Origin of the sequence: Pseudomonas coronafaciens pv. oryzae str. 1_6, from assembly GCF_000156995.2 — a bacterium.
GTDB lineage: Bacteria > Pseudomonadota > Gammaproteobacteria > Pseudomonadales > Pseudomonadaceae > Aquipseudomonas > Aquipseudomonas tremae.
In genome coordinates, this window is the sequence record NZ_CP046035.1 from 490,273 (window position 1) to 509,726 (window position 19,454).

The window sequence follows — 19,454 nt, forward strand, 5'->3', positions numbered from 1 at the left end:
TCATTTACGGTGGGTAAATTCCGCATCCTCGGCTGTCTACGCTCTGATCAGCGCTCTTGAAGCAGACTCTTAGCAGTCCAGTGGATTGCGTTTTTCAGGATCGATGCCGAACTTGGCAATGGCTTCCGCCACGACCTTGGGTTCGATATCGCCACGATCAGCCAAGGCTTCCAGGGCGGCCAGCACCACGAAGTGACGATCGACTTCAAAGAAGTGACGCAGCTTCTTGCGGCTGTCGCTACGGCCGAAACCGTCGGTGCCCAGGACTTTGTATTCCTTGGTTGGAACCCACTGACGAATCTGGTCAGCGAACAGTTTCATGTAGTCAGTCGACGCGATGACCGGACCTTTGCGACCGTTGAGGCATTCCTCGACATAGCTCAGTTCCGGCTTCTGGCCAGGGTGCAGGCGGTTGTTGCGCTCTACAGCCAGGCCGTCGCGGCGCAGTTCGTTGAAGCTGGTAACGCTCCACACGTCAGCGCCGATGTTGAACTCGTCACGGAGAATCTTCGCCGCTTCGCGTACTTCACGCAGGATGGTGCCCGAGCCCAGCAACTGGACGTGGTGCGCCGCTTCCCGGGTGTCTTCTTCGAGCAGGTACATGCCCTTGACGATACCTTCCTCGACACCGGCCGGCATGGCTGGCTGAGCGTAGGACTCGTTCATCACGGTCAGGTAGTAGAAAACATCCTGCTGTTCTTCGAACATCCGGCGCATGCCGTCCTGGATGATCACTGCCAGTTCGTAGCCGTAAGTCGGGTCGAAGGTGCGGCAGTTCGGGATGGTCGATGCCAGGATATGGCTGTGACCGTCTTCGTGCTGCAGACCTTCGCCGTTCAGCGTAGTACGCCCGGCGGTGCCGCCAATCAGGAAGCCACGGGTGCGGCTGTCGCCAGCGGCCCAGGCCAGGTCGCCGATACGCTGGAAACCGAACATCGAGTAGAAGATGTAGAACGGAATCATCGGCTGGTTGTGGCTGGAGTACGAAGTACCGGCAGCGATGAAGGAGGACATGGCGCCCGCTTCGTTGATGCCTTCTTCGAGAATCTGGCCTTTCTTGTCTTCGCGATAGAACATCACCTGTTCTTTATCGACTGGCTCGTAGAGCTGGCCGACAGACGAGTAGATGCCCAGTTGGCGGAACATGCCTTCCATGCCGAAGGTACGGGCTTCGTCCGGGATGATCGGCACGATGCGCTGGCCGATTTCCTTGTCCTTGACCAGTTGCGTCAGGATGCGCACAAACGCCATGGTGGTGGAGATTTCACGGTCGCCCGAGCCGTCAAGGATGGCCTTGAGGGTGTCGAGTGGCGGGGTTGGCAGGCTGAAGCTCTGCGCGCGACGCTGAGGCACGAAGCCGCCCAGTGCTGCGCGACGCTCGCTCAGGTAGCGGGCCTCGGCGCTGCCTTCTTCCGGCTTGTAGAACGGCAGGGCTTCCAGCTCGGAATCCTTGACCGGGATGTCGAAGCGATCACGGAAGTGACGCAGGCTGTCTACATCGACCTTCTTGGTGTTGTGCGCAGTGTTTTTCGCTTCGCCAGCACCTGTGCCGTAACCTTTGATGGTCTTGGCCAGAACCACGGTCGGCTGACCCTTGTGGTTGACGGCTTCGTGGTACGCCGCGTAGACCTTGTATGGGTCGTGACCGCCACGGTTGAGCTTCCAGATCTCGTCGTCGGACAGATCGGCAACCATCGCTTTCAGTTCAGGCGAGTTGAAGAAGTGCTCGCGAACGAACGCGCCGTCCTTGGCCTTGTAGTTCTGGTATTCGCCGTCGATGACTTCATCCATGCGACGTTGCAGAATACCGTCGACGTCCTTGGCCAGCAGCGGGTCCCAGAAGCGGCCCCAGATGACTTTGGTGACGTTCCACTGAGCGCCACGGAACACGCCTTCCAGTTCCTGGATGATCTTGGCGTTGCCGCGAACCGGGCCGTCGAGGCGCTGCAGGTTGCAGTTGACGACGAAGATCAAGTTGTCGAGCTTCTCGCGACCGGCCAGGGCGATGGCGCCCAGGGATTCCGGCTCGTCGGTCTCGCCGTCACCCAGGAAGCACCAGACCTTCTGCTTGCCTTCCGGAATGTAACCGCGGTGCTCCAGGTACTTCATGAAGCGTGCCTGGTAGATTGCCTGAATCGGGCCAAGGCCCATCGATACAGTCGGGAACTGCCAGAAATCCTTCATCAGCCACGGGTGTGGGTAAGAAGACAGGCCATTGCCGTCGACTTCCTGGCGGAAGTTGTTCATCTGGTCTTCAGTGATGCGACCTTCCAGGAATGCACGGGCGTAGACGCCTGGCGATGCATGGCCCTGGAAGTAGATCAGGTCGCCGCCGTGTTCGTCGGTCGGGGCCTGGAAGAAATAGTTGAAACCGATGTCATACAACGTGGCGCTGGAGGCGAAGCTGGAGATGTGGCCGCCCAGATCCGGGTCGCCGATGTTGGTTTTGACAACCATGGCCAATGCGTTCCAGCGCACCAGCGAGCGAATGCGGCGTTCCATGAACAGGTCGCCAGGCATGCGTGCTTCGTGGGTGACAGGAATCGTGTTGCGGTATGGCGTGGTGATGGCGTATGGCAGCTGCGAGCCACTACGGGTGGCCAGCTCGCCCAGACGGGTCATCAGGTAGTGAGCGCGGTCTTCGCCTTCTTTGTCGAGAACCGATTCCAGGGCGTCCAGCCATTCCTGGGTTTCGACGGGATCGAGGTCTTGCATGGCTTGCTCCAGGGCGGAAAGGCTTCCAGAATCGGTTGCCTGAGTTTGCGACTGGCCTTGTGGGCAGACGACATAAATTCTTGGATTACCGGAGGGTGGGATCCGGCGGCGTGTAGTTTTACTACAAATCGACGACGATTTCAGCCCTCCACGTAATGGACCCAGTAGTAAAACTACAGAGAAGCGACTCAATCGCTTCTGTTGTGTTGTGACTTAAAACGTTACTGTTGGTCGCTATTGAATATCTTGCCGGTAAAAAGCGGATTTTTATGCTTCTAATTTGATTTTTCCAGCAATTTATAACCTTTGTTCGACAAGCGGTGGTGGCAGACGCGTTTCCGGCACACGACGGGCGGGCGTTTGCACGCCGATCAAGGATAGACCATGAGCCTACCTTCACTGGCCGATTTTCCGGCCATTCTGCTGCCGTTGATCAGCCGTGCCCGGCAAACTTTCGAGGCCGCGCTGGCCGATGTGTCAGACGAAGCGCTGGCCTCGTTCAAGGCCTGGCCCGAGGCACGCCGCCAGGCATTCGATCGGGTCTGTGCAGCCAGCGATTTTGTAACCGAACAAATCTGCCGTGACCCGCAGATGCTGCTGCAACTGGCCGATGCGGGCGAGCTGGAGCGTAGCTTTTCTGCTGGCCAATTGCGCGCCCGGATTGCCGACGCACTGCTCGACGCCGCCAGCGAAGATGAACTGGGGCGTAATCTACGTCGACAGCGCGCGCGTCAGCAAGTCCGGATTATCTGGCGCGACCTGACCCGGCAGGCAGATCTGATCGAAACCTGCCGAGATCTCTCGGAAATGGCCGACGCTTCGATCGACCTCGCTTACCAATGGCTTTATCCACGCCTGTGTCAGCAAGTCGGTACACCGACCGGCCGCCACTCGGGTTTGCCGCAGCACATGGTCATCCTGGGCATGGGCAAGCTCGGCGCGGTCGAGCTGAACCTTTCGTCGGACATTGACCTGATCTTCGGTTACCCGGAGGGCGGAGAAACGGTCGGCACCAAAAGGCCGCTGGATAATCAGGAATTTTTCATCCGCCTGGGACAGCGATTGATCAAGGCGCTGGACCCGGTGACAGTCGACGGTTTTGTTTTTCGCGTCGACATGCGCCTGCGGCCTTACGGATCATCTGGGGCGCTGGTGCTCAGCTTCAATGCGCTGGAGCAGTATTACCAGGATCAGGGGCGCGACTGGGAGCGTTACGCGATGATCAAGGCGCGAGTGGTCGGCGGTGATCAAGCCGCGGGTGCCGAGTTGCTGGAGATGCTGCGCCCGTTTGTGTACCGCCGCTATCTGGACTTTTCGGCCATCGAAGCGCTGCGCACAATGAAGCAGTTGATTCAGCAGGAAGTGAAACGCAAGGGCATGGCCGAGAACATCAAGCTCGGCGCGGGCGGGATTCGTGAGGTGGAGTTCATCGCTCAGGCGTTTCAGCTCATCCACGGTGGCCGCGACCTGAGCCTGCAACAGCGTCCGTTGTTCAAGGTGTTGAAGATCCTTGAAGGCCAAGGTTATCTGCCGTCTGCCGTGACTGAAGAGCTGCGCGAAGGCTACGAATTTCTGCGTTACACCGAGCACGCCATTCAGGCCATTGCCGACCGTCAGACGCAAATGCTGCCCGACAACGAGCAGGATCAGGCGCGTATTGCGTTGATCATGGGCTTCGCTGACTGGGCCAGCTTCCACGAGCGACTGATGTACTGGCGCGGTCGGGTGTCCTGGCATTTTCGCCAGGTCATTGCTGACCCCGATTCAGACCCGGACGACGAGCAAGAGGACGATGGCGAAGTCGTGGTCGGCGGCGAGTGGCTGCCACTGTGGGAAGAGTCCCAGGACGAAGAGGCCGCTGGCCGTCAGTTACAGCAGGCTGGTTTCGTCGACCCCGACCGCGCACTCAAACATCTGGCCAATCTGCGCAGCAGCCCGAACCTGCGCTCGATGCAGCGCCTGAGTCGCGAACGTCTAGATGCGTTCATCCCGAGGTTGCTGGCGCAGGCGGTAGAGCATGACAAGCCTGATCTGGTTCTTGAGCGGGTACTTCCGCTGGTCGAAGCGGTGGCCAGGCGCTCGGCGTACCTGGTGCTGCTGACCGAGAACCCGGATGCGCTGCGACAACTGCTGACTCTGTGCGCTGCCAGCCCGTGGATTGCCGAGCAGATCGCGCGCTTCCCGCTGCTGCTGGACGAACTGCTCAACGAGGGTCGTCTGTTCAATCCGCCGTTGGCCCCGGAGCTGGCCGCCGAATTGCGTGAACGGTTGATCCGCATTCCCGAGGATGACCTTGAACAGCAGATGGAAGCCTTGCGACACTTCAAGCTGGCCCATAGCCTGCGCGTGGCGGCCTCGGAAATCTCCGGAAGCCTGCCGCTGATGAAAGTAAGCGATTACCTGACCTGGCTGGCCGAGGCGATTCTGGATCAGGTACTGGCGCTGGCCTGGCGTTACAGCGTGGCACGGCATGGTACGCCTTCGCGGCCCGACGGTTCGCTGTGCGATCCGGGGTTTGTGATCGTCGGTTACGGCAAGGTCGGCGGCATCGAGTTGGGCCACGGTTCCGATCTGGATCTGGTGTTCATCCATGACGGTGATCTGCAGGCCGAGACCGACGGCGCCAAGCCTATCGACAGTGCGCAATTTTTCACCCGTCTCGGTCAGCGAGTCATCCATTTGCTGACCACGCAGACCAACTCCGGTCAGCTGTATGACGTCGATATGCGCCTGCGGCCTTCCGGAGCTTCCGGGCTGCTGGTCAGCTCGGTAGGTGCCTTTGCCCGCTATCAGGCCGGTGAAGCCTGGACCTGGGAGCATCAGGCGCTGGTACGCGCCCGGGTGCTGACGGGCAGCCGCGATGTGGGCGAGCAGTTCGAGCAAGTGCGTGCCGATGTATTGAGGCGCGAGCGCGATCCGGACACGTTGCGGGCTGAAGTCAGCGAGATGCGTGCCAAGATGCGCGACAACCTCGGCACCCGCCTGACAGCCGCGGGCAGGGCGGCCAATGCCTTCGAAGCATCAATGCCATTCGACCTCAAGCAGGACGCCGGTGGTATCGTCGACATCGAATTTATGGTGCAATACGCCGCTTTGGCATGGTCCAGAGAGCATCCTGCGCTGCTGCGCTACACCGATAACATCCGGATTCTCGAAGGGTTGGAAGAAGCCGGACTGTTGCCTGATGCGGACGCCAGCCTGCTGCGTGAAGCCTACAAGGCCTACCGCTCGGCGGCGCACCGTCAGGCTTTGCAGAAGCAGGCGGGTGTAGTCAGTGGTGATCAGTTTCATGCCCAGCGGCGTGAGGTGATGCGGATCTGGACGCAGATGGGGTTGAGCTGAGCCACAAGGCTATATAAAGCTATGACAGGGAGGCGACGGGTTGTGTGGGAACGTCACGCAGTCTGATCGGCCTCCCTGATCGTTTCCGGTCGTTTTTGGATAGAACATGAAAATTCTGATCGTTGGGCCTAGCTGGGTCGGTGACATGGTGATGGCGCAAACGCTGTTCCAGTGCCTGAAGCAGCGTCACCCCGGGTGCGAAATCGACGTGCTGGCGCCGGAATGGAGCCGTCCGATCCTGGAGCGCATGCCCGAGGTTCGTGCCGCGCTCAGCTTTCCGCTCGGTCATGGCGCCCTTGAGCTGGCGACCCGGCGGCGCATCGGCAAGTCCCTCGCTGGCCAGTACGATCAGGCAATTCTGCTGCCCAATTCGCTGAAATCCGCGCTGGTGCCGTTCTTTGCCGGCATTGCGAAGCGCACCGGCTGGCGTGGCGAGTTTCGTTATGGCCTGCTCAACGACGTGCGCAGCCTCGACAAACAGCGCTACCCGCTGATGATCGAACGCTTCATGGCGCTGGCTTTCGACAAGGGCGCCGAGCTGCCGCAGCCCTATCCCAAACCGAGCTTGCGTATCGACCCTGTGACTCGCGATGCCGCACTGCTCAAGTTCGGCCTGATGCTTGATCGCCCGGTGCTGGCGCTTTGCCCTGGTGCCGAGTTCGGCGAGTCCAAACGCTGGCCCGCCGAGCATTACGCGCAGGTCGCCGAAGCCAGGATTCGTGAAGGCTGGCAGGTCTGGCTGTTCGGTTCGAAGAAGGATCACCCGGTCGGTGAAAGCATTCGTCAAGACCTGATCCCCGGTCTGCGAGAGGAGTCGGTGAACCTCAGCGGCGAAACTTCGCTGGCCGAAGCCATTGATCTGCTGTCGTGTGCCGATGCCGTCGTCTCCAATGATTCAGGCCTCATGCACGTTGCTGCGGCATTGAACCGCCCACTGGTGGCGGTCTACGGCTCGACTTCGCCAGGCTTCACACCGCCGCTGGCCGACGAGGTTGAAGTGGTGCGCCTCGGCATAGAATGCAGCCCGTGCTTCGACCGCACTTGCCGTTTCGGTCATTACAACTGCATGCGTCTGCTTGAGCCGGACGCCGTCACTGAGGCGCTTGCTCGCCTGAGTGGCACGCCGGTCGAGGTGGCCTGATTTTGCGGGTACTGCTGATCAAGACTTCCTCGCTGGGTGATGTGATTCACGCCTTGCCCGCACTGACCGACGCTGCACGGGCGCTGCCCGGCATTCGTTTCGACTGGGTGGTGGAAGAAGGTTTTGCTGAAATTCCCGGCTGGCATCCGGCGGTCGATACGGTCATCCCGGTGGCAATCCGTCGCTGGCGCAAGAATCTCTGGCAGACCGTCAGGTCAGGCGAATGGCGACGCTTCAAGCAGCGTGTGCGCGAGCAGCGTTACGATCTGGTGATCGACGCTCAAGGCCTGTTCAAAAGTGCCTGGCTGACACGCTACGTCGATGCGCCGGTGGCCGGTCTGGACCGTGACTCGGCTCGCGAGCCGGTTGCCAGTCGCTTTTATGATCGCGCCTTGCCGGTGGCGCGCGGGCAGCATGCAGTCGAACGGTTGCGCCAGCTGTTCGCTCAGGCGCTGGGTTATCAGTTGCCCGCCGGCATGGGCGATTACGGTCTCAAGCTGCTGGCCGGGCTCGACGATACGCCGCGCGCGCCCTTTGTGATGTTTCTGCATGGCACGACCTGGGACACCAAGCACTGGCCCGAGCTGTATTGGCGGCAATTGGCTGAATTGATGGCTGCACGCGGCTTGCAGGTGCAGTTGCCGTGGGGCAACCCGATGGAAAAGGCCCGAGCCGAGCGCATCGCCGACGGTCTGGACAGCGCCCATGTGTTGCCTAAGCTGAACCTCGCAGGTGTTGCGCGAATATTGGCCAGTGCGCAGGCTTGCGTTGCGGTGGACACCGGAATCGGGCACCTTGCGGCAGCGCTGGACGTGCCGACCATTTCCCTGTTCGGCCCCACCAACCCGGGGCTGACCGGGGCCTACGGCAAATCACAGGTGCACCTGGCCAGCGATTACCCTGCCTGTGCGCCTTGCCTGCAAAAGAAATGCACTTACCAACCTAGCGCCGATGATCAGCGCCGGTTCGACCTGAAACGCGAGTGGCCGCTGTGCTTCACTCGTTTGAATCCCGAGCGAGTAGCGAGCCAATTGGGCGCGCTGTTGCTGGCAAAGGAACCTGGCTGATGCAACTGGCTTTCGTGCTCTACAAATACTTCCCGTTCGGCGGTCTGCAACGCGACTTCATGCGCATCGCGCTGGAGTGCCAGCAGCGCGGCCATCAGATTCGTGTTTACACCCTGATCTGGGAAGGCGACGTGCCGCCGGGTTTTGAAGTGCTGGTTGCGCCGGTCAAGGCTTTCTTCAATCATCGGCGCAACGAGAAGCTCATGGCGTGGATGGAAGCCGACCTGGCCCAGCGTCCGGTGGACCGTCTGATCGGCTTCAACAAGATGCCGGGTCTGGATGTTTATTACGCCGCCGATGGCTGCTTCGAGGACAAGGCGCAGAACCTGCGCAGCCCGCTGTATCGCAAGTGGGGGCGTTATCGTCATTTTGCCGACTATGAGCGAGCGGTATTCGCCAGGAACTCGAAAACCCAGGTATTGATGATCTCTGAAGTCCAGCAGCCGCTGTTCATCAAGCATTACGATACGCCGCTGTCGCGTTTTCACCTGCTGCCACCGGGTATTTCCCAGGATCGCCGTGCGCCCCCCAATGCGCCGCAGATCCGCGCAGACTTTCGCAAAGAGTTTGGTCTTGCCGATGATGACCTTTTATTGGTGCAGATCGGCTCCGGTTTCAAGACAAAGGGCTTAGATCGCAGCCTGAAAGCCCTGGCGGCCTTGCCTGCAGACATGAAAAAACGCACGCGCCTGTTTGTAATCGGCCAGGACGACCCCAAAGTATTCCAGTTGCAGAGCGCCGCGCTGGGCTTGGGCGATCAAGTGACGTTCATGAAAGGGCGCAGTGACATTCCGCGTTTTCTGCTGGGCGCCGACGTGTTGATCCATCCTGCCTACAACGAGAACACCGGGACCGTGCTGCTCGAGGCGCTGGTGGCCGGTTTGCCGGTATTGGTCAGCGCTGTATGCGGTTACGCTCACTACATTGCCAAAGCCGATTGCGGGCGGGTTCTGGATGAACCGTTCGATCAGGCACAACTCAATCGCTACCTGGCGAGCATGCTCGAGGACGATGCCGCGCGCAGCGCCTGGAGCCGCAATGGCCTGGCCTTTGCGGACATGGCGGACCTTTACAGCATGCCGCAACGCGCTGCGGATGTGATTCTGGCGGAGCACTATTGATGAAGCTGTTCCTTGCTGAACCGTTCAAGAGCCTGTGGGCCGGGCGCGATGCATTCGCCGAGGTCGAGGGCCTGAGCGGTGAGGTCTATCGCGAGCTGGAAGGACGTCGCACGCTGCGCACCGAAGTCGACGGGCGCGGCTACTTCGTCAAGATCCACCGGGGTATCGGCTGGGGCGAGATCGCCAAGAACCTGGCGACCGCCAAGCTTCCGGTGCTGGGTGCCGGCAAGGAATGGGACGCTATCGAGCGTCTTCACGAGGTCGGTGTTCCGACCATGACCGCTGTGGCTTATGGCGAACGTGGCAGCAACCCCGCCGCGCAGCATTCGTTTATCGTTACCGAAGAATTGGCACCGACCACCAGCCTGGAAGATGTCAGCCTCAACTGGCGTAACGAGCCGCCCGAGCCACGGCTGAAAAGAGCGTTTATTGCCGAAGTCGCCCGACTGGTCGGGATGATGCACCGAGCGGGCGTCAACCACCGTGACTGTTACATCTGTCATTTTCTGTTGCACACCGACAAGCCTGTGACGGCCGATGATTTCAGGCTGTCGGTCATCGATCTGCATCGTGCCCAGACCCGGCGCGCGATTACGCCACGCTGGCGCAACAAGGACCTGGCCGCGCTGTATTTTTCAGCGCTGGACATCGGCCTGACCCGGCGCGACAAGCTGCGATTTCTCAACGTCTATTTCCAGAAACCGTTGCGCGAAATTCTGCTCAGGGAAACGAAGCTACTCACCTGGCTGGATAAAAAAGCCGACAAGTTGTATCAGCGCAAAGTGCGCTACGGGGACGCGCTCTGATGGCGGGCTGGAACCTGGAGCCCGAGTACGCCTTCCTGACGCAGGACTTCGGCAGTCTGGATGCCGTGTTTGCTCTGGAAGGACATCGATTGACCCGTGACCCGCTTTCCGAAGTGATCCGCGTCGAGCGCGCCGGGGTCAACTATTACGTCAAGCGCTACGTGGGCGCGGGCAAAGGCTTGCGCCGTTACATGGGCAAGCCCAGGGTCAGGTCCGAGTGGCAGAACCTCAAGCGTTTCGCCAAGTGGGGCATCCCTACAGCCGAGGTCGTGGCCTGGGGACTTGAACGCAACGGCACCGCCTACGATCGCGGGGCGCTGATCACTCGCGAGTTGGCGAACACCGAAGACCTGTCCGCGCTTGCGCAGCGCAAGGACTCCCGGTTGGCCGACAGGCATTGGGTCGAAGGCATCAGCCGCCAGCTGGCTGCTTATACCCGAATCATGCATGACCACCATTTCACCCATAACGATTTGAAATGGCGCAATTTGCTGGTCGATGACGAGGGCAGGCTGTTCTTCATCGATTGCCCCAACGGTGCGTTCTGGTGGAGCTTCATGCTGCGCTACCGGATCACCAAGGACCTGGCGTGCCTGGACAAGGTTGCCAAGTATCACCTGTCGGCCACCCAGCGCCTGCGCTTCTATCTGCTTTACCGTCAGCGAACGCGTTTGAATGCCTCCGACAAAAAACGTATTCGACATATCGTCAGCTTTTTCGAGGGCCGTGAATGAGCGTTTTTATTGCCAGTGCCGACCAGCCGTTACTGGCGCGTCATCATCTGGCGGATTTTGAATCGCTTTGGAACATCAGGCTCGATGCAGTCGATGAGCCGAACACGGGGCGGGGCGGGTGGAGCAGTGTGTTTCGCCTTGACCTGGACGGTCAGGGTTTTTACCTCAAACGCCAGAGCAACTACCTGACGCATACGTTGCATCACCCTTTTGGCGAGCCGTCATTCTCTCGCGAGTTTCGTAACATTAGCCGCTATCGCAAGCTGGGCATTCCGGCCCTGCAAGCGGTGTTCTACGGCGAGCAAAAGGTCGAAGGCGAGCACCGCGCCATTCTGATGACCCGGGCGCTGGACGGCTGGACCGATCTCGATGAGCTGCTGTTGCAATGGAGCAGCCTTGAGGCGGGTGAGCGCCTGGCGATCCTTCAGGCCTGCGGCCGACTGGCGCATACGCTGCACGGTGCAGGCCAGGTGCACGGTTGCTTCTACCCCAAGCATATCTTCCTCCGGCCGGGCGGCGCGGGCTATCAGGCGCAACTGATCGACCTGGAAAAAACCCGGCCGGTGATCTTCGGCAAACGTGACCTTGCCCGCGATCTGGAACCGCTGCTGCGGCGTGCGCAGGTATGGAATGAAAGCGAGCGGCGCGAGCTGCTGGCCGCCTACCTGCAAGCCAGCCCGGAAAGCGCTTTGGTCGATGCATGGAGCGTACGGCTGGGCAGGCGCAGCGACCATAAACGTGACCTTCAACACCGCAATGATAAAGAGACTCGTTGATGCGCTTGTCTGAACTCAAGAACGTCGGCCGTAACCCCGAGTTGCCGATCAGCCTGACGCTGGCCGATGCTGCTGGTCCGGCCGAGCTGCAATTGCTGACCTTGCTGCGCGTACTGCCGGGGCAGCGGTATGTGGGCGCAGGCATATGGCGAGGGCGGACGGTGCTGGCGAAACTGCTGGTGGGCGACAAGGCTGCACGGCACTTTCAACGTGAGCTGGCCGGGGTACGTCTGCTTGCCGAGCAAGGTCTGACCACGCCGCTATTACTGGCCGACGGTTTGCAGGAAGGTGAGGGTGGCTGGCTGCTGTTCGAATATCTGGAGCAGTCATCGAGTCTTGGCGATGCCTGGAATGCGGTCAAGGACCTGCCGCCGCTGGCAGATGAGCAGCAGGCGGTGCTGGGCGAAGCGTTGACCGCCATCGCCCTGCAGCATGCCAAGGGCTTGTGGCAGGAAGACCTGCACCTGGACAACCTGCTGCGTCACAAGGGCCAGCTGTACCTGATCGACGGTGCGGGCATTCGTGCCGAACAAGCCGGACAACCGCTGTCCCGGCAGAAGGTGCTGGAAAATCTGGGCGTTTTCTTTGCCCAGTTGCCACGGTCTTATGCGCCCTTCACCGAAGAACTGCTGGTGTATTACCTCCTGAGCAATGGCGAGCATGGCCTGCCGATGGAGGCGCTGCAAAAGCAGATCGACCGCGTTCGCAGCTGGCGGCTCAAGGACTTCATGGGCAAGACCGTGCGTGACTGCAGCCTTTTCAGCGTCAAGGCTGACGCTTCGGTGTTTCGCGCCAGTCGCCGCGAGGAAGAGGCCGCCATGTTGCCCGTGCTGACTCAGGCTGATGCCTTGCTCGACAAAGGGCACCTGTACAAGACGGGTGGCGCCGCGAGTGTCGGCCGTGTCGACGTCAATGGTCGTGCGTTGGTCATCAAGCGTTACAACATCAAGAATTTCAGCCACTGGCTCAAGCGCTTCTGGCGCCCCAGCCGTGCCTGGCATTCATGGCGTGAAGGCAATCGTCTGATGTTCCTCGGCATCGCCACGCCAAAACCGCTGGCGGTGCAGGAGCAACGTTTTCTGGGTTTGCGCAGCAAGGCCTGGCTGGTGACCGAGTTTCTCGACGGGCCAGACATCATCGAGCGTTTTGCTCCCTGGGTAGACACCGCCGATGTCCCGGAGGTCGAGTTGCTGGCGCTGGATCAACTGTTCGCACAGCTCATCGAGGAGCGCATCAGTCACGGTGATCTCAAGGGGCACAACCTGTTTTGGCACAACGATCGCTGGGCACTGATCGACCTGGATGCCATGCAGCAGCACGGGTCGCAATCTTCATTCGCTTCGGCCTATGCCCGTGACCGGGCGCGCTTCATGCGCAACTGGTCGGCGCAGAGCGCGCTGCACCAGATGCTAGAGCAGCGCTTGCCGAAGATCGCACCGGACTGAGCCTGCCCCATTTCGGGCGGCGTGCTACCTCAGTCGACCCGGGTGAGGTTCATCGCCTCGAGTGCTTTCACCAGTGCATCCATGTCCTCGAAGGGCTTGAGATGCAGGCGCGGCCAGCGCACACGCTCGATATACAGTTTGCCCTCCGCATTGATGTGTACCGGCGTGCGGTGAACCCACGTGTCGCGCGCACGATGCAGGATGGTCTGCAGGTTGTCTTCACCTTGCTGCACCATGAACATTCCCGGTTTGAACAGGCGTTGTTCGATGCTCTGCGGTCTGGTCGTCCGAGTGCGCAGCACCTCCATTTCCACCCGATAATCGGCTTTTAGATACACGTTGGAAGTCGCGATATCCCCTGAAACAAGTTCTCCAGGGTCTACCATCACGCCCTTGGACTGCCCAGGCACTACGTCCACGACCCGCAAGCCGATGCCGCCTTCCAGTTCCGCAATACCGGGCACGACGCCCTGATAGGTATTGGAGTGGCTATTGCCAACCAAGGCGATCCACTTGTGTGACCCCATGACCTCCTGATGCTTGCGCATCGTGCGCGATGCAAAGTAGTTCATCATTTGCTGGCGGGTGATGGATTCCTCACTGGCTATGCCTTTGAGGTGGTAACTGCTGGCGCAGTCGATTGCCCGAATCTCCAGGCCTTGCTGCCGCGCCTTGATGATCAGCTGTTCGAAGGTATACACCTTGTCCGGATCGGTAAGATGCCCCCGGTCCAGGGTTTTCAGGTCATGCAGCAGGGTTTTGCTCATCTGCCCGGTTTCGAGGAAACGGTCCAGGTCCGCCTGATGAAGGTCAGTCAACAGATGCTCCATGTACAGCGTCTTGACGTTTTGTTGCGACAGCAGAGGCAGGTTGTCGATGATCAGCTTCTTACTGGCCACCGAAAAATGCGACTCGCCTACCACAACTCCATCGGTGTGCTGAAAGAGCGTTTCAAGCAGCCCCGCAGTGGTTATCCGAGGCTGTATGACTGGCAATGTCGGGCGAGGTGGCAGTGCTGTTGCGCTGATGTTCGCTGCGGCCTGTTGCAGGTTCTTGCGACGCAGACCGAACGTGTGGCGAACGGTGTCGAATTTGGTGTTTTCAAAGAAGTACTCCATATCGAGGCCCTTCTTTTCGAAGTTCGCCAGTGTATGCAGTGTTGTTCGGGTATCCGGTGGCATGTCGTAAGTTGCGTCAGTCAACGATTGCTGGATTGCTGTCATTGGCCGGTCGGCACTCCAGTCTTCCGGGTCCACGCGCTGCCAGGCATTGTTTTCGTTCAGGATGAACCCGTACTCGCCTGCCCATTGCTCACCTTCGGCGATAGCGGTCGGGCTACCAAGCTCGCGCATGAGCATGTTGTCCAGAGGGGTGGCAGGCGACGGCAGGGGGGCGGTAAGCGCCGGGTCGGCAAATGCAATGATGAAGTCGCAGCGATTCGGGGTGTTTTCGCTCTGCAGCAAGCCAGCGTCCTGCCTGATGCGGGTCGGGCGTCCTGCCGGGATGTCCTGTACGTGCACACTGACTGCACCGTGCATTTCGGCAATGCCGGGCACATGATCATGCGTTGTGGCTATTTTCTGGTCGAGCAATGCCACCCAGCGCTTCGAGGCGCCGGGCGGGATGTCGTGGCTGATGAGCCTGTGCCCAAAAAAGTTGCTCATCTTTATGGTGGCCGCTGGATCATCAGCAGCGGCCTGCACCGTGTGGCCGAGAAACGGGTAGCTGATCGACGAACTGAACGGACGCACCTCAATGCCGCAACGATGGGCTTCCTTGACCAGATGGTAGTAATCGTACTCGGTGCTTGAATTATTCAGGGCTCCGCGATTGGTGTCGTGCAGGTAGTACTTGAGCTCATGGGAGCCTGAGCGACTCTTCTTGCCCAGTTGACGGTATCGAGCCAGTTTGGGCATGTGCTTGTCTGTCAGCAGGTGTTCGATGTACAGGATCTCGACACGCTGCTCTGCCAGCAAAGGCATGTTCAACAGGAGCAGACGCTTGCTGGACACCGATTTAGGGGCCTCGCTGAAGATCAGCCCGTTGTTGTGGGCGAACACGTGTTTGATCAGTGTGTCGACGCTACCGGGCAGGTCATAGGTGGGCAGTGGTGGCTTGGGCGGCGGAGAGAATCGGGCAAAAAATGCCTGAGCGTCCTGATAGAGTTTTTCCCGACGTGCTGCGAAAGTCTCACGCACTTGCGTGAAATAGCTCTCGAAATAGGCTTCTAGGCCTACGCCGGTCGGGTCAAAAACGTCCTTGCTGATAATGATGTCCAGATGTGCCCGCATGGCGCGTGGCATCTCGTAATCGCTTAGCAGGTCGATCGAGTTTCCAGCAGGCTCTTCAGGCAGTGGCCGGTAGCTCGCCGGCCCGTCCAGGCCCCCGCCAGGCAGAAGCTGCCGCTCGACGAGCAGCCACTCCCCCTGATCACCCAGCCTGACCGGCTGTTTGCCGAAAAACGCGAATGGGTTGGCCGGGTCGATGACTTGCCAGCAGCGCAGCTGCGCATCGTATTGAACCTGAAAGGTCCTGTCTGACAACCTGATGTAGCGCTTGCCGTCTATTGCATACAGGCCTTTCGCGTGGCCATCGGCGATGCGTGGCACGTTATCCAGTGAGACATTCACGGCCAGCTCGATACGCAGCCCGGATGGCGCACGAGGCCTGGCGTCAGCGATGGGGAGAAGGGGCTGCCAGGCACCACCAGCCTCTCGCAAGGCGAACTGGCCTGTCGCAATCGGGGGCGCCGAAGTGACGTGGGGTATGTGGAAAACAGCCGCGTGCCCGTTGGTGTTGGGCTTGCCGATCAGAAATACCTGTTCTTGCAGCTCTGCCGGGTACAAGTCCTCGTAACGCGGCAGAGAAGGCCGCCGCTGGATCGCGCGTTTTGTCGACGCCGGCCCCTTACCGCGCTCAAGCTGATGCAGCACGCCGCCAAAGCCTTTCAGGCCAACCAGCAAATCGCTGCCCGCGCCGATGCCGTTGAACAGTGCCGACAGGATGTAGGTTGTGGCGCGCTCCTGGTCGCCGGCGGCCAGCGCGGCAATTGCCCGCCCGCTGTCATGCAGTGAAAGCACACTGCCAACCGCAAAGCTTGCTGGCGGGAAGGGCAGGGTCAGGGCGGTGGCGATGATTTCGACACTGATCCATATCAGCCTGGCCAGCATGTCGTTGCGGCCAGTGGTGGTCTCTTCCACGTCACGCAACCGGCGCTCCAGCGGCCGGTTGAAGCAGGTGTCGGCCATGTCTGAAATGAATGCCTTGGGAATGACCGGTGGTTTGTTGGCATTGCCTTGCTGCATGTCGCGCAGGAAGAAAGCCAGCGTCCTGCGTGCCTTGATCCGGCAGCGGTCCTTGTAGTAATCGATCATGCCTTCGCTGCCCAGCGAGCGTACGAAGTCGCTGAACAGACGAAACTCGATCCCGTCAGGCGCCTGCGGCGTGTAGAGCAGTGCAGCGTGTCGGATCCGGGTCGGGAGGATTATCAGGCAGCCCTGAACGGTTTCTATGTGGGTGAGTAACGGGCTGGGGATAACCAGTTGGTCTATATCGCTCAATCCCGAGCCAATGAGGGGTTTATCTACATGCACTTGCAAGGGGTAGAGCGGATATTGTTCGCGTGATGCCGGGTCGCTCAGGTGGGCGTTATCCAGCGATTTTTTCAGCCAGGCATAGTGCGCCGCTTCGATATGGCCCTTCAGTACGCTACGCAGTGCCGCAGCCTTCATCTGCAGCTGGGTGATCAACACGCTGAACTGCCGCCGGTAGGCATAGCCAGCGCTTTCACTGTTCAGCAGTGTGCCTCTGATCAAGGCAATGTAGTCGTCGGCCAGCCACTGGCCGCGTACCGAACCTGCTACGGCTGCTGGTGACAGCGCGCTCAGGTCGATGCCTGTCGGGCCACTGAAGGTCGCGTGGGTGGCCGCGCCAGCGCGGATTGGGTCGATGCTGTCGTCATAACCATTGAGCAGCATTTGTGTGTAAGTCAGTGTTTCGCGCTCGCTGGTGATCACGATCAGGTCGGGATCTACCGTGCCTGAAGGCACGTTCAACAGGGTGCCGATCTGCTGGCTGGCACGCTGGTGTACATAGTCCTTGAACGGCTGAACCTGTGTGTGCGGCTGGGCCTGATAGTTGTAGAGTGCGCCGCCGATGGCTTGCTCGAGCGCCAGCAGTTCACGGCGCTGAGCGCGACTGGCGTGCAGATACCAGTCCGGGGTGTGGCGGGCGGTTTCGGAGAGCAGCACGCGAGTTTGTTCGTCGATGAAACCGAGCAGGGCCGAGTCGCAGTCGGCATGATCGATGAACCGGATGAAATTTGTCGAAGGCTGGGGCTTGAGCGCAAGGGCCGTCAGCCGCTCTGCCAAGGCTGGTCGGGCAGCGACCTCTACCTGATCGAGCAGATAGGTTGTCATTGAGGGCGATGCGGTCCAGCCGACCACTTCGTGGAGCAATTGGGTTTCAGTGTCGAAGGCCTTGAAATACTGCTGCCCGGGTGCATCGGTTGCGACCAGGATCAGCCGCTGCGTGTGGCCTTGGGCGTCTTGCTTGCGAAACACCAATAACCTGGCCATCAAGCTGCTGTCGTTCAATCGGATCTGCTGCACACTTAATGCGGGATCAGAAGCCCGCTCTGTCGGGTTTGTCAGCGCTGCGACAATGGTGAAATCAGCAGGCTGGATATGCCCCTGCATCCTGGCCGCCCAGCCAAGCGTGGTCAGTCGGGAGCGCGCCAGTGCGCGTAGAGTCTTCCGGCTGTGCTCTTGCTGACAGACAGTGCGCTGAAAATCGCCAAAACTTGCCCGCAGGTCGAGTTCATCGATCAATTCTGCAAGGTAGGCCGGGCTCAAGGGCGAGTACGCGGCGTCCAGTGGTTGGCCATTGAGGGTGATGACGGTCTGATCGAGGAAGTTCGAACCTGCAACCTCGTCACCCGGATGCAGGCCGTAGAGTGCCAGTTTGACCAGCGTGAGTTTCACGCGGTAGGTCTCGCTCGTTGCCGGTATTGTGCGAAGTGTATCGATGGTCAACGCATGTGGGTCCAGGTCATGGCCCAGGTCATCGGCAATCCGCGCACGCAATTGCATGTCGGCAAACTGCTCTGGGGACGCAGCGCCGGCCATTACACTGAGCATCGCTGTATGAGCTTCGTCATAGCGTTGCAGGTGTGCGGCATAAGTCTGCAGGTCGGCCTCGCTGGCAATCTTCATCCATTCCGGCATGGCCCGATGGTACTGACGCTGTGTGTTGGTCAGCTCCCGCAGTTCGAGCATTGCTGCAGGGCCAAAAAGGCCAGGCATGCTGATAGCCTCGTTGATCAGCGACTGGCGCGTCTGGCTATCTGCGATGCCTGGCTGTTCGCAGGCGTAACGGATGTCGTTGCGCTGTTTGTCGAGCAGCCTGTCGAAAGCATGAGTGAAGGGTGCGTTTGTAACGGGCTGTAAATGCACGTCGTCGGCAATGAACGGTTCCAGAAACAGGTCGGCGTCCTGGTTTATCTCGGCCAGTCGATCCTGATGATGTTTCTCCACATTGTTCAGCAGCGCATCCCGCAGGGTCGGCGTGTTAAGCCAGCGTGCGAGGGTTGCGAGCATCATGGGTTGCGTGGCAAACCCCATGATGCCAAGGCCTGGCAGCATGAGCAGCGTAAGCCCTTGCTCCTTGGATATTGCCAGCACACCAGCCATTTCGACCTGTTCGTCATCATGCAACTGCAGCCGCAGTGAGGAATAGGTGAGCGCTGCGCCTTGCGGGTTATCGGGCGAGTCGGGCAGGCAAACAAGGTAGCCGCTCTCGATATCGCGCTCGTGGATGCGCACACAGGCTTCATCGCGCAGGGCTCGCTGTAAGGCAGGTACAAGCCGCTCGCGGCGGCTTTCACCAGTTTCGCCAGAGGCTGTCCAGTAGTCATCGACCTGTTGCAGCAGGCTGAAGATTTCCAGCTCGCGCTCCGAAACGTCAGACCCCTCCAGGGCGATCAGCAAGGAATCGGCAGGTGTGGGCAGCGCTTGCAGTTCGCCGGCCAGAACGGTGCGCAGCTCATCGAGCCTTTGCAGTGCAGCGGCAGCAGCAGGCCAGGTGCCGGCGGGCTTAAGCGGAACGGGCGTCAGGGGAGATGGATCGGGGAATGAGAGGGGCAGCGTTTGCGTCATGACAGGCTTTCCATTGCGCTTGATGCGCTGAGGTTTGATGCGCGGCCTTCGTGGCCAGCGACTAAAGGCCTCAATTAATCAGAAGCAAGCGGCGGCACGTCGTAGATAAATATTGAGTGCAGTGAAAGAGACGTTTCGTACACCGCCTGGCG

Annotated in this window: 10 protein-coding genes; 8 read left to right on the forward strand and 2 right to left on the reverse strand. The window is 60.0% G+C overall.

The features are described from left to right. Positions 1-69: 69 nt before the first annotated feature. Positions 70-2,715, reverse strand: coding sequence for a pyruvate dehydrogenase (acetyl-transferring), homodimeric type (gene aceE / locus POR16_RS02280; protein WP_024668635.1), 2,646 nt, complete (start codon positions 2,713-2,715; stop codon positions 70-72). A gap of 384 nt (positions 2,716-3,099) precedes the next feature. Between aceE and glnE the strand changes: the two genes are divergently transcribed. From glnE to POR16_RS02320, 8 genes are all read left to right on the forward strand, one after another. Further along, positions 3,100-6,057 (forward strand): bifunctional [glutamate--ammonia ligase]-adenylyl-L-tyrosine phosphorylase/[glutamate--ammonia-ligase] adenylyltransferase, encoded by a 2,958-nt coding sequence (glnE, locus tag POR16_RS02285; protein ID WP_005888411.1) that lies wholly within the window; start codon positions 3,100-3,102, stop codon positions 6,055-6,057. A 106-nt stretch (positions 6,058-6,163) separates the two neighbouring features. Then, the gene (waaF, locus tag POR16_RS02290) at positions 6,164-7,198 is read left to right on the forward strand and encodes a lipopolysaccharide heptosyltransferase II (RefSeq protein ID WP_005888412.1); all 1,035 of its coding nucleotides are present in this window, start codon (positions 6,164-6,166) and stop codon (positions 7,196-7,198) included. A 2-nt stretch (positions 7,199-7,200) separates the two neighbouring features. Continuing rightward, positions 7,201-8,265 carry a lipopolysaccharide heptosyltransferase I gene (gene waaC / locus POR16_RS02295; protein WP_005888413.1) on the forward strand — a complete coding sequence of 355 codons (1,065 nt, stop codon included), beginning with the start codon at positions 7,201-7,203 and terminating at the stop codon, positions 8,263-8,265. Beyond that, positions 8,265-9,386, forward strand: coding sequence for a glycosyltransferase family 4 protein (locus POR16_RS02300; protein ID WP_005888414.1), 1,122 nt, complete (start codon positions 8,265-8,267; stop codon positions 9,384-9,386). Before waaC ends, POR16_RS02300 begins: the two co-directional genes overlap by 1 nt. After that, positions 9,386-10,192 (forward strand): lipopolysaccharide core heptose(I) kinase RfaP, encoded by an 807-nt coding sequence (rfaP, locus tag POR16_RS02305; protein WP_005888416.1) that lies wholly within the window; start codon positions 9,386-9,388, stop codon positions 10,190-10,192. Before POR16_RS02300 ends, rfaP begins: the two co-directional genes overlap by 1 nt. Further along, the gene (locus POR16_RS02310; protein WP_005888418.1) at positions 10,192-10,926 is read left to right on the forward strand and encodes a lipopolysaccharide kinase InaA family protein; all 735 of its coding nucleotides are present in this window, start codon (positions 10,192-10,194) and stop codon (positions 10,924-10,926) included. The genes rfaP and POR16_RS02310 overlap by 1 nt, the downstream gene beginning before the upstream one ends. After that, entirely contained in the window at positions 10,923-11,702 is a 780-nt protein-coding gene (locus tag POR16_RS02315; RefSeq protein ID WP_005888421.1) for a lipopolysaccharide kinase InaA family protein, read from the forward strand. Before POR16_RS02310 ends, POR16_RS02315 begins: the two co-directional genes overlap by 4 nt. Beyond that, positions 11,702-13,147 carry a lipopolysaccharide kinase InaA family protein gene (locus tag POR16_RS02320; protein ID WP_005888423.1) on the forward strand — a complete coding sequence of 482 codons (1,446 nt, stop codon included), beginning with the start codon at positions 11,702-11,704 and terminating at the stop codon, positions 13,145-13,147. The genes POR16_RS02315 and POR16_RS02320 overlap by 1 nt, the downstream gene beginning before the upstream one ends. A gap of 29 nt (positions 13,148-13,176) precedes the next feature. Here the strand turns inward: POR16_RS02320 and POR16_RS02325 are convergent, their stop codons facing one another. Then, complete coding sequence (locus tag POR16_RS02325; RefSeq protein ID WP_005888425.1) at positions 13,177-19,302, reverse strand: membrane-targeted effector domain-containing toxin; 6,126 nt, start codon at positions 19,300-19,302, stop codon at positions 13,177-13,179. Positions 19,303-19,454: the final 152 nt, after the last annotated feature.

Coding starts and splice junctions, on each gene's coding strand:
- aceE (WP_024668635.1), bottom strand. CDS start 2,715: ATGCAAGACCTCGATCCCGTCGAAACCCAGGAATGGCTGGACGCCCTG.
- glnE (WP_005888411.1), top strand. CDS start 3,100: ATGAGCCTACCTTCACTGGCCGATTTTCCGGCCATTCTGCTGCCGTTG.
- waaF (WP_005888412.1), top strand. CDS start 6,164: ATGAAAATTCTGATCGTTGGGCCTAGCTGGGTCGGTGACATGGTGATG.
- POR16_RS02300 (WP_005888414.1), top strand. CDS start 8,265: ATGCAACTGGCTTTCGTGCTCTACAAATACTTCCCGTTCGGCGGTCTG.
- rfaP (WP_005888416.1), top strand. CDS start 9,386: ATGAAGCTGTTCCTTGCTGAACCGTTCAAGAGCCTGTGGGCCGGGCGC.
- POR16_RS02310 (WP_005888418.1), top strand. CDS start 10,192: ATGGCGGGCTGGAACCTGGAGCCCGAGTACGCCTTCCTGACGCAGGAC.
- POR16_RS02315 (WP_005888421.1), top strand. CDS start 10,923: ATGAGCGTTTTTATTGCCAGTGCCGACCAGCCGTTACTGGCGCGTCAT.
- POR16_RS02320 (WP_005888423.1), top strand. CDS start 11,702: ATGCGCTTGTCTGAACTCAAGAACGTCGGCCGTAACCCCGAGTTGCCG.
- POR16_RS02325 (WP_005888425.1), bottom strand. CDS start 19,302: ATGACGCAAACGCTGCCCCTCTCATTCCCCGATCCATCTCCCCTGACG.